This is a genomic window from Candidatus Neoehrlichia procyonis str. RAC413 (assembly GCF_000964795.1).
GTDB classification, from domain to species: Bacteria; Pseudomonadota; Alphaproteobacteria; order Rickettsiales; family Anaplasmataceae; genus Neoehrlichia; species Neoehrlichia procyonis.
Genome location: NZ_LANX01000001.1, coordinates 880,802 through 896,889, shown reverse-complemented (window position 1 = coordinate 896,889; position 16,088 = coordinate 880,802). Strand labels below are relative to the sequence as shown.

12 protein-coding genes are annotated in these 16,088 nt (G+C 26.5%); 4 read left to right on the top strand and 8 right to left on the bottom strand.

Going from position 1 to position 16,088, the window contains the following annotated elements:
• Nucleotides 1-109: 109 nt before the first annotated feature.
• The 5 genes from NLO413_RS03320 to NLO413_RS03300 all read right to left on the bottom strand — a co-directional run bounded on the left by NLO413_RS03320 (nucleotide 110) and on the right by NLO413_RS03300 (nucleotide 4,517).
• Nucleotides 110-1,165 carry a methyltransferase domain-containing protein gene (locus NLO413_RS03320; protein WP_045809087.1) on the bottom strand — a complete coding sequence of 352 codons (1,056 nt, stop codon included), beginning with the start codon at nucleotides 1,163-1,165 and terminating at the stop codon, nucleotides 110-112.
• Nucleotides 1,166-1,253: 88 nt separating this feature from the next.
• Nucleotides 1,254-1,502, bottom strand: a complete 249-nt coding sequence (locus NLO413_RS04910) for a hypothetical protein (RefSeq protein WP_198138899.1) — start codon at nucleotides 1,500-1,502, stop codon at nucleotides 1,254-1,256.
• Nucleotides 1,503-1,797: 295 nt separating this feature from the next.
• Entirely contained in the window at nucleotides 1,798-2,643 is an 846-nt protein-coding gene (dapF, locus tag NLO413_RS03310) for a diaminopimelate epimerase (RefSeq protein ID WP_045809085.1), read from the bottom strand.
• A gap of 246 nt (nucleotides 2,644-2,889) precedes the next feature.
• A complete protein-coding gene (locus tag NLO413_RS03305) occupies nucleotides 2,890-3,480 on the bottom strand; it encodes a hypothetical protein (protein WP_156965565.1) in 591 nt (196 codons plus the stop codon).
• A 611-nt stretch (nucleotides 3,481-4,091) separates the two neighbouring features.
• Nucleotides 4,092-4,517 carry a hypothetical protein gene (locus NLO413_RS03300; protein ID WP_045809083.1) on the bottom strand — a complete coding sequence of 142 codons (426 nt, stop codon included), beginning with the start codon at nucleotides 4,515-4,517 and terminating at the stop codon, nucleotides 4,092-4,094.
• A gap of 798 nt (nucleotides 4,518-5,315) precedes the next feature.
• Here NLO413_RS03300 and NLO413_RS03295 point away from each other — a divergent pair.
• Complete coding sequence (locus tag NLO413_RS03295) at nucleotides 5,316-6,488, top strand: phosphoglycerate kinase (protein ID WP_045809082.1); 1,173 nt, start codon at nucleotides 5,316-5,318, stop codon at nucleotides 6,486-6,488.
• 472 nt (nucleotides 6,489-6,960) lie between these two features.
• Here NLO413_RS03295 and xseA read toward each other — a convergent pair whose 3' ends face one another.
• Nucleotides 6,961-8,157 (bottom strand): exodeoxyribonuclease VII large subunit, encoded by a 1,197-nt coding sequence (gene xseA, locus NLO413_RS03290; RefSeq protein ID WP_410517984.1) that lies wholly within the window; start codon nucleotides 8,155-8,157, stop codon nucleotides 6,961-6,963.
• The gene (locus tag NLO413_RS03285; RefSeq protein WP_045809080.1) at nucleotides 8,132-8,770 is read right to left on the bottom strand and encodes a zinc-ribbon domain-containing protein; all 639 of its coding nucleotides are present in this window, start codon (nucleotides 8,768-8,770) and stop codon (nucleotides 8,132-8,134) included. Before NLO413_RS03285 ends, xseA begins: the two co-directional genes overlap by 26 nt.
• 1,020 nt (nucleotides 8,771-9,790) lie before the next feature.
• Here NLO413_RS03285 and dapD point away from each other — a divergent pair.
• Nucleotides 9,791-10,642: a 2,3,4,5-tetrahydropyridine-2,6-dicarboxylate N-succinyltransferase gene (gene dapD / locus NLO413_RS03280; RefSeq protein WP_084229818.1), complete on the top strand. Its 852-nt coding sequence runs from the start codon at nucleotides 9,791-9,793 to the stop codon at nucleotides 10,640-10,642.
• Nucleotides 10,643-10,664: 22 nt separating this feature from the next.
• The gene (gene mnmE, locus NLO413_RS03275; protein ID WP_045809079.1) at nucleotides 10,665-11,981 is read left to right on the top strand and encodes a tRNA uridine-5-carboxymethylaminomethyl(34) synthesis GTPase MnmE; all 1,317 of its coding nucleotides are present in this window, start codon (nucleotides 10,665-10,667) and stop codon (nucleotides 11,979-11,981) included.
• A gap of 1,234 nt (nucleotides 11,982-13,215) precedes the next feature.
• Here mnmE and NLO413_RS03265 read toward each other — a convergent pair.
• Nucleotides 13,216-13,743: a flavoprotein gene (locus tag NLO413_RS03265; protein ID WP_045809077.1), complete on the bottom strand. Its 528-nt coding sequence runs from the start codon at nucleotides 13,741-13,743 to the stop codon at nucleotides 13,216-13,218.
• A 292-nt stretch (nucleotides 13,744-14,035) separates the two neighbouring features.
• Between NLO413_RS03265 and NLO413_RS03260 the strand changes: the two genes are divergently transcribed.
• A complete protein-coding gene (locus NLO413_RS03260; protein ID WP_045809076.1) occupies nucleotides 14,036-16,069 on the top strand; it encodes an ATP-dependent DNA helicase RecG in 2,034 nt (677 codons plus the stop codon).
• The last annotated feature ends 19 nt before the right edge of the window (nucleotides 16,070-16,088 follow it).

The window sequence follows — 16,088 nt, the reverse complement described above, 5'->3', positions numbered from 1 at the left end:
TTTAAAAAAAAAAAGCCTATTATATACTTGATAAGTTATAGTATTAACCAAATAAGCGGAATATAAATGATGTCATATTAAGAATGTAAAATAAACATGAATAAAATATTTATGTAGCAAGACTAGCGGTGAATAATATGCCATCTATTTGGTTGCCATATATTTTACAATTGCTACTGTAGGTAATTTTCATGTTTGCTTGAAGCATTGTATTTTTGATATAATTTAATGAGTGACAAAAGAAATCTCCTTCTGGAATAAAAGTAAAATTTTCATCGTGAATTTCTCTTACTAAGCCTACTACTATACCTTTAGGGTTTAGTGCTGTACTGACTAATTTAAATATTGAACTTAGATCTCCTGTATAATGAAGAACCTCTGTTAATATTATGGCATCGTAGGGTTTATTGTTACTTTTTAAAAAGTCATGCATATTAATATTTATTAGTTCATTGTATGCTTGTTTGCCATTTACAAAACATCCTCTTGCTATGTGTATCATATGACTGGATATATCAATTCCTGTGATATGTTTACCTATGTTTTTTATTTTTAAAAACTGACCGCATATTCCAGTTCCACAACCTAAATCTAAAATATCTATGTTACAGGATAATTCACCAAAGAAGTTTACTATTAAAGATCTTACGTATTCGTGTGCCCTGTATCGTTTTGTAATTACCCAATGCTCTACAAAGTATTCACTTGTATAGTTAAAGTACTGCTGAACAATATTATCAGGTACGTGAGTGACTTTATATGGAGCTTTTATTTTATTAAGATAGTAAATTGCTTCATCATAATTTTTATCTAATGCTATAGCTTTAAGAAAATATTGTTCTGCCTTTTTAAAATCTCTTGATATAAAGTAACATCTTCCAATATTGTAATACGATATAGGTAGGTGTGGTTTAACGATACTTATTAGCCAAAAACGAGTTTTTGCATCTGAAATATTACCTTTATAAAAATGATATAATCCAAGGTCGATATTGGTTGCTAGTAAATTTTTAGATTTACTTTTTATAAACATAAATTCTTCCTTAAGATGTGTGCATTTGTTTTTTAAAAACTGTGGTATTTCATTTACAGTAGGTAAAAAACTAACTATTTTTGACACTAAGGATAATAAATTACTTTTTATAAAAAAAAAGCTACTTTTCATAAATTACTCATTGAATAATGAAAGACTAGAATTATATACATTGCATTGTAAAACTATAAATACCTCACTTTTTGTTATACGTACATGCTTACTTGCAAAGTTCTGTATGATAATAAAAGGAATGTATTATTTTTAAAGATTCTTGTAACTTTGCATAAACATTATTATCCATTATATGTAATTTTTGTGATTTTGTTAAACGACTCTTATCTATTACGCTATGCAAGCTAGTGATGTATGTATTTAATAGCAAAGGCATGATTTTTGATTGAAATGATTCAAAAAATATAAAGTGATTAAGTTTCTTCTCATTAGTTATTGAAATTAGTAGTAGCATAAGCTTGATATTGCAGTATATTAATATTAGCATGTAGATAATACAAGAGAAAACTACATTTAGACACCCAATTAGTATATTTTTAACATAGTTAGAATCTTCGTAAGATGTTATGTCACTTTTCTTAAAGAAAACAGTTACTGTTTTTTTTGTAATAACTGAAAAAAAAGTAATTAGAAAAATACAAGCTAAGATTTTGTATATAATATTTGTTGTAACCTTCATGTGACATACCATAACTAATACATACTTTAAAAGTATGGTATCAGCAATCTGTTTTTTTTCAACTTATAACTTATTTATTACTATAAGTTCCATGAAATACATAATTTACTGTACCACTCATTAGGATACTGTTATTTTCTTTCCAAGATATTAACAGGTTTCCACCTTGGAGCGTTACTAATACTGTATTTTTTGTGTATTTACGTCTTATAGCTGCTACTACTGCCGCACATGCTCCACTACCGCAAGAAGAAGTTTCTCCTACACCTCGTTCCCAAACTCTTAGCTTTATGTGATTTTGTGATATAACTTCTGCTATTCCAATATTTGCTTTATTGGAAAGTAAAGGATGATTTTCTAAAATTGGGCCTAACTTATTTAATGGTATACTATTTATGGATTGAACAAAGAATACAATATGTGGATTTCCTATATTTACTCCAACAGGATGCTTTACCATTTCAATTACAATGGGTAAATTTAAGGTATTGCATTTTTTAGATAGAGGTATATCTTTCCAGTGAAATTTAGGATTACCCATATTTATTTGTATTTGATCTTGACTAATTTGTGATCCATAAATGATGCGATTAGTTGTTTCAATAGATACAGATTTAGTTTTTTGTTCTTGTATTAATAAGTAAGCAACACATCTTGCTCCATTTCCACACATTTCAACTTTACTACCATCTGCATTGTATATGTGCATAAAACAATCTGCATTTGTGGACTTATCAATAACAATAACTTGATCGCAGCCGATACCAGTTTTTCTATGTGCTATTTTTGCATAGTTAATATTGCCATTTACATTACTTGTTCGATTATCTATAATGACGAAATCATTAGAAGTACCATGCATTTTAATGAAATTAAATGTATCTTGTTTGAAGTTTTTTTTTAACTGATTATCCATATATATGTAAAATCATTGAAATATTATATATTTAAGGTAAAACATTTTTAATAATATATCATCTATCTAGTGAAAATTAATTATTATTGTCATTTTTAGAAAACTTTATTATTCAGTTAGTTGTTTTTTCAGCTTAGCTTTTTATAGTGATATGTATTATGAATTAAACGTATTTAAATTTTTTATCAAAATGACTAATTTTTAATAAATAGCATATAGAATACTTTTATGCTGGGTTATTTATGTTTAAGTGATAATAATATCGTTTTTATGACCTATACAAGATATAGTTATATTATTTATTTGAGAAGAAATGATTTCTATTTGGTTTTCCTCAAGATTGCCAAAAAACTCTTCTTCGTTATATTCGTTATTTAATATTTTCTCGCTTTTCTCAGATTTTTCTTCGAAAAATTTATTATCGTTAATATCTAATTGAGAATTAGTAGATAAAAAATTTAAAGAAATACTGTTGTTATTAGTTGTATTAACATTAGCGGTTTCTTGAGGTATTATATTATAATTATAATCTAAATGTGTATAAAGTGTTATTGTGTTTAATACGGTGTTTGTAGTTTTTATTTTATATGATGTAGTTGATAGATTAATGAAAAATTCCTGAGAAGTTTTTTTGTGTTTATGATCATTAAAAATAAAATTATCTGTGAGTGGTGTTATATTTTTATCTAAAGCATTTGCTGTATATATAGAATGTAATAACATTGTATAGGATTTTGTAAGTTGTGTTATTTTATGATTATTTGTAGAACTTGTGTTATTACTGTTAGTTGATTGATAAGAAATTTTCCTGTTACTAATATCTAAAAGGCTGAACATTGTAATTACTAATAAGATATATCCTATAATATGATATTGAGCTAGACATAAGATATTATGCATAATCATGCTTATTCAAGATGTTTAGTAAGTGAATATATTTATATCATTAGTAAATTTATTAAATATTAATTGTGGATTACAATACTGATGATTATATTGTGATGTTAATACTTTTTATAAAATTATTAAGTATATCAAAGGTATATAAAAATAGTAACTTGTGGTTGTAAAATTATGGGCTAATATTGTTAAGTTATAATTTAAAACTATGTTAAGTATATGGATGTTTATTTATTAAATTGTATTTTATACCATGGTTTTTAATAAGGTTGCATAATGGTTTATTAACTTGATATTATTATCATAGGGTAATACTCATACAATGCAGGTCCATTATTTACATTTTAATATTATAACTATTTCTATTTACTTCTTTACTATAAACTTAATATAGTATCGTGTTTGAAATAGAAATATTAATATTTATTTATGATATATAAGTCTATCACATATATAGTTATAATATTAATTGGTATATGGGAATATAAAAAGCTTTATTTATTACATACTAATCTTGCATTTATATTATTATAAATATATTACCGTTATTATATGTTAATTGAACTATTAAGTAATTGTGTAGCTTTTTTATATTCTACAGTAAAACTTTCTTCTATATCTTTAGGAAGCTTTAGATTAAATGAAGTTTTAAAAAATTTTGATAAGTCTTGTAATCTTAATAAATTGTTTCTTTTTTTGCTGATAAATTTGTGAAATGTAATACCTTGTAATATTTCAATATCAAGTAATTTATTAAGCAGTATATTTTCGATGGAGATACTGATTTTTATAATAATATTACATGAAGGTTCTTGATTATTAGATGTGTAAACTTCTTTGTCGCATGCTTTTATAACATAAAGGTAAGATATTTGTGAGAGATTATTTTCAGTATATTTTTGATTTTTTATAATTTCCCATGTTATTTTTTTTGGGTGTACATTATTATTTATATTATATGATGTATTTGACATTATTACCTCAGGAAATGGTTATTTGAATATTATATATTTTGATGGTTAATTAACATATAATAAGGTGTTGTTGATATGTACATGCTAGTTGTTTTGTGATGTTATAATAATAGGTATGTAATTTTGTGTTTATGCCTTATGTTTTAAGGTAAATAAGAGAAGCTTTATTAGATACAATATTAGCTTTATGTTGTTACTAAGGTGAATGTTTCAAGTGCTGTAAATGTTAATTTAACTATTAAATATATTTATTGTGTAGTGTTTTATATCTACTGTGGGACTTTTTTCTATCTATATCTTTAGGAAGTTTTGGTTAAATAAAGTTTAATTACTAAATTGTAGGCAATTTTCTTCTTTAATAGAGCTAAGCCATTTTGAAAGCTATATGATTTTTGTCTTGTTTACTATACTTTAATTATAAAGGGTATAAAATTATTGCATATTTATTATGATTACTAATTGATCTTGGTATTTAAACAAATTATATTTATGGTATTTTAAGTAACCTTAAGCATTTCTACATTTATATAGAAACAGCTTGGTTTTTATACAATTCGGATCATCTAATCATACAGAATTTATATAATCTGATGAATTAATGGAAAGTATATATTTGAATACTTAATGATTATTACAGCTTTTTGACTCTATTAAAGATTCTTCTTCTATTAAGTAATTTTATTTCTACTAAATAGTAAGTACGTGGTACAATACATTGTAGAGTATATAATATTAAAAATCTATGAATATCTAAGAATGCTGTTATATTTTTGAGTAATTTATTAATATTGTGTTTGTATGGATAATAAAAGCTTTGACGTATGTAATATGCGTAAAATGCAGGATTTTGATTTTAGCAATAAAGTTGTAATACTGCGTGCAGATTTGAATGTTCCAATTGTAAGTTGTGTAATACAAGATTACACGCGTATAATAAGGTTGATTCCAACAATTAATTATTTGTTGCAATACAATGCTAAAGTTATCATAATCTCACATTTTGGCCGTCCAAAGACATATGATGAAAAATTATCTTTAAGATTTTTGACAGATGTAATAGGTCAAATGTGTAAACAAGATGTACTTTTTGTAAGTGAAAATATAGAAGTAGCTAAAAATGTAATATATTCTTCAGAAAAATCTATTTTTTTGTTAGAAAACTTGCGATTCAATCGAGGAGAAGAAGAAAATAGTGATGTCTTTGCAAGGCAGCTGTCTTTGATTGCGGATGTATATGTTAATGATGCGTTTTCCTGTTTTCATCGCCAGCATGCTTCTATAGATGCAATTACAAAGTTTTTGCCATCTTTTGTAGGATTGAATTTTCAACAAGAAGTACATTATCTTAATAAAGTTGTGTCAAATGCTAGTAAGCCGGTTGCTGTTATAGTTGGAGGCTCTAAAATTTCAACTAAGATATCTATGCTGCAAAATATAGCAAGTAAAATTGATTTTTTAATACTGGGAGGGGCCATAGCAAATAATTTTTTACTAATGCAAAATATAAATATAGGTAAATCTTTATACGAAAACATATTACATGATATACCTAAAAAAGTTATGAGTATTGCACAACAAAATCACTGTGAAATTATCTTGCCAGTGGATTGTGTTACTGCAAAGAATGTTAATTCCGATGTAAGTTCTTTAAAAAGTATCGATAATGTAGAGCCTGATGATATGATTCTAGATATTGGTGATAACACTTTGTCAAAAATTAAAACCATATTACAAAAGTGCAATACCATTTTATGGAATGGGCCTGTTGGAGCATTTGAATATGAGAAATTTTCTCGAGGTACGTTTGGCTTAGTACGTACTTTGGTAAATCTTAAAAATGAAAACATTAATGTTATTGTTGGTGGAGGTGATAGTATTTTTGCAATCAAACTGGCTGGGTTTTCAGAAGAAGATTTTACATACATTTCTACAGGAGGAGGAGCATTGTTGCACTTTTTAAGCATAATTTAGTTTTTATACATTTTACTTTCTTAATCTAAATAGATTTTATAGAGCGATTTTATGTTGAGAATTTATCTGTAGTGTATATTTGTATACATTGAGCTATATTATTAAGCTAAATATGAATGTTATGCTTAATATTTAATTTAATGAGTTTTTAAACTTTGTAGATTGTTCATTAATTTCATAAAAGGGAAGTTTTGTCTTATGTGAATTTTATCTCTTTTAGTAGAGAGTAGTAAGTCTATTAATAATGAAAATAACTGAGATATGTGTTTATGGTATATAAAGGTATTACTTATTATTAATTTTTTATAGTATTAGCATGAGTTTGTATAATTTATGTAAGAAGCACATATTATTAGTTTTTTATGTATTTAGGATGTTGTATTTAATTGTGGCTGATGAAGTTTTGAAAAATAAGGCAGATTTATGTCAATATTAACTGTGAATATAAGTTACTATTATTTAAATACTGAATTTAGGATTTAATTATAGCCTTACGTTTGCCATCCTTCCATTCAATGGTAATAATATCATTAAAAGATAAATGTTTAGATTTATCTATAACTTTACCACTTTTGTCATATATGATAGTGTATCCTACATTTAATAAGTGTTCTTTATTGTAATAGTTTATTTTACAAAATAAATTACTGAGATCTTGCTTTTTTTGTAGTAATAGCATTTTAAACAGTGTATTTACTTTGTTGTTATATTCATGTAATTTATAATTTAGTGATTTAAGTTTGTATTTATTTTCTAGTAGCTTATTATTTAATTTTAGTAAATAACAATTTTTATTATCCAGTAATTGTTGTAGTATAGTTTTGATTTTGTAAAACTTATTATTTATGGTTTCTAAAAATTGTGATTTTTCTGGTAATGCAATTTCCACTGCTGCTGTTGGAGTAGGGGCACGAATATCTGCTACGTAATCAATAAGTGTAAAATCTGTTTCATGTCCAATTGCAGAAATTATAGGAATTTGTGAATTAGCTACAGCTCTAGCAAGTAGCTCTTCATTAAAGGGCCATAAATCCTCAGTGCTACCACCTCCTCTTGCAATAATAAGAACACCTGGACGGTTATTTTGTGCAAGATTAAATTGAGATATTGCGTGTATTATTTGAATATGTGCTTCTGTACCTTGTACTGCTACTGGGTGTATTACAATATGTGTAGGAAAACGGCTTTTTACTCGATTAATTATGTCTTGAAGCACAGAACCAGTTATGGATGTAATAACTCCTATTATTTGAGGAAGAATTGGTAATTTTTTTTTGTTTTTTATGTCAAATAATCCTTCTTGTTCTAGTTTTTTTTTTGTTTTTTCAAGTATTGCTTGTAATTGACCTAATCCTGCTAATGATGCATGCTCTATAATTAGTTGATATTTTGACTGGTAAGTGGTTAAAAATCCTGTACAAATAACTTCCATTCCATCTGTAAGGTTAATATTTAGTTTTGTATTATTCCAGCATATTGCATGGATTATAGCGTTATCATCTTTTAATGTAAAATAAGTGTGTCCAGATTTTGGTTTAGATTTATTACTAACTTCTCCTCTAACTTTAATTGTATTAAAAGTTTCATGTACAAAATGTTGGAAAATTCTTGTAATTTCAGTAACAGTAAATTCTGGTATCATATTAGTAAAAACATGCTTCAAACATATTGCCTATTTTTATTTGTAAAGTATTAACTTCACTTGAAACACTATATATGTTTTTGGTAAAATTATATCTTGTATTACTAGGTATAATACCGTATTTGTTAATTCTTAATTTTTGTGATAATAAAACTTTTTTATCCTTATTGTAAAAAATGAAATAAATGTCAGGTATAAATTTTTCCTCTTTTGATTGGTTTTCAATACTACCACTTATTTTTATATTTACAGTTTTAGTATCTACTTTAGATATTTCTATATTAGAACTAGCAAGTTTTATGCCGGATGTATCATATGTTTCTGTTAAGCGGTAAATCTTTCTTATATTATATGGTATACTGTTTTGAAATGTAGTAGAAAAAAGAAATATCAGAGGTATTATTGCTATTATTAGTACAATATTACTACATAATGCTTTTTTTGGAAGGTTAGTATTTTTTTTATTGACAAATTCTTTTTTTTCTACCGCATTTGATTGCTGTAGTGTATCATGTTTATATTTTGGGATATGCATCCAAGTATTGCCACAGTTTGTGCATTTAACCCTTTTACCTTTTGCAGGAATCTTAGATTTTTCAATTCTATATATTGCTTGGCAACTTTCACATGCTATTTTCATTGAATAGTATTATATAATAATATGCACAGCTAATTATATTGTATTATTAAGAATATTACTATTATAAAATAAAGGATATAAAAGTGCCATACTTATTATTGCATTATTTTAATATAATGTGTACTGTAAGTAGATGTTAATAGTTTTAGAGATTAACATTAGTAATGTAATATGACTTTGTATTTTTATATCTAACATTTTTTTTATTTTCTATAATAAAAATGCTGAATTGTGTTGCAGTTAATTATGTAATTATATTTATTAATTTATAAAATTAATGTTGATATCTTTAAAAAAAAGTAGTTATCAGCGTTATTGTTTTTTATTAGTCATTTTACATAATGTATTTGGTATCCATATGTTCTAATAAATATCTTAATCTCATGGCGATCTTAGATAACCCTATATATTTTGTTAACTTTTAATTCTAATGTATTTGAACAGTTTACTTTCATATTACTGTAACAGTACTAATATTGAATAAAAAGGTTTAATATATCTAATAATGTCATATCAATGTATTGATATATATAATTGTATTTCTGTTATGAGTTTAAGCAGTATAAATATTAGATTTATTATGAATGATATATTTTAAAACACAAATATAATGGTAAGGGAGAGTTGTATTATGGATACTTTGTGTGTATGCAAAAGTTTTTCTAATTTTGCATACAAGACAATTATAGAAGTATCTTGCTAGTAGATAGCATTGTTGTGTAAGGTATTAGCTTAGGATTTATATGGTGTGATACTTTAAATATTATGGCTGTGTACATTATATATTTTAATTTTTGTTAACTCTTTTGCTGTGTTTCCTTGATTATAGATAGAATTTTATGTTTATTCGGTAGTGAATTGCATATTATAAGCAACTAATTAAATGTTTTTTAGAGGATGACGTTTCATAAATAAATGTTGTTGTTTTTTATTATGTCTTAACTATATTATGAAATGCATAGGGTGTATTAAGATTGCTTGATGTATTAGTTATAATATTTGTTGTGGAATTTTTGAGGTATTACTATTGTGATTAACGATGTTAAAATTTATTTTGATAAACCGTTAAATGTTTTGATGCAGGAGAGCAATCAGAACAAAATGCGAGACCTTGCTGAAGTTGTTGTTAATATGTTAGATGAAGGTAAAATTCGGGTTTGTGAAAAAAATAATGATCATTGGATAGTTAATGAATGGATTAAGAAAGCAATATTAATTTATTTTCGTACGCAAAAGTCACAATTAATAGAACTTTCAGTTTCCACAGGTCTCTTTGGTAGGTCTAATTATTATGATAAGATACCGCTAAAATTTAGTAATTGGAGCAAGAATAATTTTGATGAGATGAATATAAGGGCTGTTCCAGGTTCTATTGTACGTAAATCTGCTTATATTGCATCTGATGTAGTGTTAATGCCAAGCTTTGTAAATGTTGGAGCCTATGTGGATGTAGGTACTATGATTGATACTTGGGGTTCAATAGGTAGCTGTGCTCAAATAGGAAAGAATTGTCATATTTCTGGTGGTGCTGGAATAGGGGGTGTTTTAGAACCATTGGTAAATAGACCTGTAATTGTAGAAGATAATTGTTTTATAGGTGCTAGAAGCGAGATTGTGGATGGTGTAATAGTAAGAGAAGGATCTGTAATAGCAATGGGTGTGTTTATTGGTGCATCTACGAGAATTGTGAATAGGGGTACAGGGGAGGTTTTTTATGGAGAAGTTCCACCTTATTCTGTAGTAGTACCAGGTTCTTATTCTTGTGGTAAAGGTAATGTATCTTTATATTGTGCTGTTATTGTAAAGACGGTTGATAATAGTACGAGAAGTAAAGTGTCAATTAATGATATATTAAGAGAGACTTCTCAGTAATGTAAATGATAGTGTATATGTTATGGGTACAATTTTTGCTTTATCTACCCCAAAAGGAAAGGCGGGAATAGGAGTAATTAGAATTTCTGGTACTCACGCCAAAAAAGTGCTACAGCATTTTAAAGTAAGTTGTGTTGTAAAACCAAGGATTGCGGCTTTTAGTACTTTATATAATGGTGATAATGAAGCAATAGATGAAGCAATAATTTTATATTTTCCAGGTCCAAATAGTTTTACCGGAGAAGATGTTATAGAATTGCATATTCATAGTAGCATAGCAGTTATAAAAGTGATGTTTAATGAATTACGTAAGATTTTTAGATTGGCAAATCCAGGAGAATTTTCACTACGTGCTTTTCTTAATGGTAAAATGGATTTAACAAAGGCTGAAGGTATTGCTGATCTTATTAATGCTGAGACAGAAGTACAATTAAAACAAGCTCTAAGACAAGTATCAGGAAATTTTGAAAAATTATATACAGGTTGGAGAAATATTTTGATTGCTATGTTAGCTAATATAGAAGCTTATATTGATTTTCCTGATGAAGTTACATCTTCCGCATTGAGTGAAATAAGTAATCAATTGAATATGTTAAGGGGTTCTCTTGCAAGTTATTTAAATGATGATCATAGAGGAGAGAGGGTGAGAAGTGGTGCACGTATTGTAATTATTGGTGAACCTAATGTAGGAAAGTCTACACTTTTTAATTGTTTAGCTAGAAGAGACATTGCAATAGTGTCTGAATATGCTGGAACTACAAGAGATGTATTAGAAGCTCATATAGATATAGGAGGATATCCTTTTATTATCATTGATACAGCAGGAATAAGAGCAAGTGATAATGTAATAGAACAAGAGGGGATGAAACGAGCTATATTGGAAGCTGAAAATGCGGATTTAAAAATAAAAATTTTTTCTTACAGTGACCTTAGTAATATTAGTGAAGATGTTATTCAGTCTGTTGATGATAAAACAATATGTGTTTTAAGTAAGGCAGATAATATAGAACATCAAAGTACTATTCCCATTTTTAATACCGATTTTTTTCCTATTTCTGTACATAAAAATATAGGTATAGATAATCTAATACAAGTAATTAAGGAGAAATCGTTGCTAATTTTTCCTACAGATAATAGTTTGTTTATTACCTCTAGTAGACATAGAATACATTTACAAAATACACTTGATATATTGAATAGTATAAGCATTGATTCTCCTATTGAAATTCTATCTGAAGATTTAAGATTATCAATCAAAGAAATAGGTAAAGTAGTGGGTGCTATTAGTAGTGATGATATACTAGATAATATATTTAGTAAATTTTGTTTAGGTAAATAAAATATTATATCATAGTAAACGGGAATAAAGTCATTAAAATTTTGATACCAATTCTAAAAGAGCCTTGTAGCATTTTGAAATATGTATATAAACAATATTGTAAGTTAATTTATGAGATTAACAAATAGAATAATATTTTATAGACGAGCAGTTTCTTAATATAGAACATATTTTTATATATAGTAATTAAATATATATACTAAACTTGAAGTTATGTATTTAGAAAATATAAGAAATGTATCTATTTATTAACTGTATAAAACTGGCATTGTAAATAAGATATGCATAGAAAAACTAGCATAGTCACTTTTAATTTATTATTTTAGTAAATGTTTGTGTTTTTTCTGTTAAAAAGCATTAATAATGTAAAATATGTACTTTGCATATTTTTTATGAATGTGAAATACAAAAATGTTTTTGAATATGGGTATTATTGCATGATGTTTGTATAAACTTATACTTAACTGAAATTTTTTATAAATTTGAGAATACTATTTTTTTTGTATCTTACATCGTATGTTGTGTGTTTGTGTTAAGTAATATGTTAAAATGTATAGAAAATTAAATTATACTTAAAAGGTATAATAAAACTCCGTTCCCTGTATATGGTAACAATTTTCTTAAGAAAATCCAGCCAGTTTAATTGTAGAAATACTATTGCCTTTACCAAAATAATATGGATGTTTTTATTTTGAAGATTTATTAAAGTATGTGCTGAGTCAAACATATCTTGAGAAAATTTTTCATGTTTAATGCTCAACGGTCCTATTTCAAAAGTGATATTTGCATTTTGCACACAACTAAATATTTGATAAAATGTTATCACCAATATCTAGAATCATATCGTTAGGTTATTGTTAGCTATATTTAAGACGTACATAAAAATATTATGTGTGGCAACATAATTCACTGGAAAGATAATTCTACAGTTATTTTGTTAGGTAATCCTAAATAACTTTAGGTATGTCATATGTGATGTAGTTTTAAAGATTTGCCTATATTTATAATGTCTATAGCATCATTTACAAATGGATGTTATTTTTTTAAGTACTATAAAAATATACCTAAAGTGCATGAATAAACTTATCGTTATTACATCAACTTTACTGCTATATTTTGTAGCATTGATATCTAAAATTTTAGAGCTTTAACTATACAGCAAGGTTTACTAGGACTTAATGAGAAGATATGTATTTTTGTTGAAAATTAATCTTACAAAGGCTTTTATGTAATGCTATTTGAGATTTTCTATAAATTTAACAATTTTTTGCACATTTGCCATTTTGCCGTATCCCTTTTCACCACATGTTGTATATCCATATTCAGGAGGAATAATTTTCACGTTATCACTTTCTAGTATGCGGATATTCCGTTGGTTAGCTTTAGATTGCCACATATGTGGATTCATAGCAGGTGCCATGATTATTGGAATATTAGCAGCTATAAGAACAGAGGTTGAAAAATCATCAGCAATGCCATAAGCTGTTTTTGCTATAATATTTGCAGTTGCAGGTGCTACTAATATAATGTCAGAATTTCTTGTAATGGAAATGTGTTTGATATTATTATAAGTATCTAAAGCATTACTATCAGTATATACGGGATTGCCGGATAAGGATGTTACCGATAATGGAGTAATAAATTTTTCTCCATGTTTACTGAGGATACAATTAATTGTATAGTTGCGTTTTTTTAATGTTCGTATAATGTCAAGTGCTTTATAGGCAGCTATGCTACCTGATATTATAAGTAGTATTTTCATTTAAACCCGACTAATATTTTGTTAATTATTACATTTTTATGTAGTCAAAGCATTATGTTAATATTAAGACAGATTGAAAAGTTTTTTTATAATAAACAGAAATCTTATAGACACCTACAAGTAAAATTTATGTTGAATAATTTTTATGTTTTTTATTACTTTTAGGAATTTACATATTTATATGGATATTTGTATTGCCTTTTTAAGCGTTTATTATATAAATGTGACCAATTGTAATATGTAAGTTAAACAAATCTTTACATGAGGGTTAGTAAAATCTTATGTGATTATTATGAGAGATCTTGATATATTTTCTAATATACAGGAATTACCGTATGTTGGAACTGTAACAGGTAATCTATTACAGAAATTATGTAAAGGAAATAAAATTATAGACCTTCTTTTTCATATACCACAAAGCTATGTAGATAGGAGGAATAAGTTATCATATGATTCTGTTGGAAAGGTTGTAACGTTTAAAGCTATAGTATTGCGGCATAGTGTGTTTAAGCAAAATAGAAGATCACCTTTTAAGATTATAGTAAATACTGATATAGGGCAAGTATCTTTAATTTTTTTTTATTATTCATTAAAGTATTTAAAAAGTATCTTATCAGTCGGGTTAGAATGTATAATAAGTGGTAAGCTAGAAAATTTTTTAGGACAGATGCAAATAACGCATCCTGATTATATAACAAGTAATCTTGCAGAATTTGACGAAATTTATTCTATAGAGCCAATATATCCTTTAATTAGAGGATTAACTTCTAGAAAAATATCTAAAATTATAAAATTAGCAATTAAATTATTACCTGATTTTCCAGAATGGATAGATGAACATTTGATGCAACAAAATTATTGGTATAGTTGGAAGGAAAGCATTACTAAAATACATCATCCTAATGATCTTGATAAGATACAGTTATATAGGAATAGGTTAGCTTATGATGAATTACTAAGTTATCATATTGCAATGTATATAATGAGAAAATGGCATTGTAAGAAAGGGATACCTATTGTTAATAGCGGTACTTATCGTAAGAAAGTGTTGGAAAAATTAGGGTTTACACTTACTACTAGTCAAGAAAATGCAATACAGGAAATAATAACTGCTCAAGCACTCGATAGTCAAATGATAAAGTTATTACAAGGAGATGTGGGAAGTGGAAAAACAGTAGTTGCGTTGTTTGCAATATTAAATGTATTGGAAAGTAAAGGGCAAGTAGCATTTATGGTACCTACTGAAATATTAGCTAATCAACATTATTATTGGATCAAGCAAGTAGTATCTGATCTTAATATTAATATTGAATTATTAACAGGTACAACAAAGCAAAAACAAAATGTAAAAGGTAGATTAGCTAAAGGAGAAATTCAAATTATTATAGGAACTCATGCTTTATTTCAGAGTTCAATTAATTTTAAAAATCTGAGATTAGTTGTAATAGATGAACAACAGAAATTTGGTGTAATGCAAAGAATGAAGCTTATTGATAAAGGTGATAATGCAGATGTATTATTTATGACTGCAACTCCTATTCCAAGAACTTTAGAGCAGGTTATATATGGAGATATGGAATGTATAAAATTACTTGATAAGCCAAAATGTAGGCTTCCTATTTGTACTCGTATTATCAATATTGCTAAATTAGATGAGGTAGTACTAAAGTTACAACTTGCATTGCAAAATGGTCATAAAGCATATTGGATTTGTCCATGTATAGAGGAGTCCGAAGTATTAGATATTTCAGCAGTAGAGAAGAGATTTCGTTTTTTGAAGGAAATTTTTGCTGATAAGGTAGGATTATCGCATGGAAATTTATCACAAGTAGAAAAAGATGAATCTATGTATTCTTTTTATAATGGAAAAATTAAATTATTAGTTGCAACGACAGTTATAGAAGTAGGTATAAATGTTCCTGATGCTACAATTATTATAATAGAGAATGCTGAAAGATTTGGTTTATCACAACTGCATCAACTAAGAGGAAGAGTTGGTCGCGGTGATAAACCTTCATTTTGTATATTGCTTTATGATGCAATTAATAAAACTGCTTATAAAAAGTTATGTGTCTTACGTCAATCACAAGATGGATTTTTTATAGCAGAGCAAGATTTATTATTGCGTGGAGGAGGGGATATTTTAGGAATAAAGCAGTCGGGATTAACTAATTTTAAATTTGTAAATGTTTTTACAGATCAGTTTTTAATTAAAAAAGTAGGTTATACTATAAAGCAAATTATAAAAGAAGAAAAGTTATTAGGGAAAAATATACACAATTTATTAAAAATATTTGGATATGATTCTCTTACTTTTTACTATTAATGTTTATTGAGATGTAAGA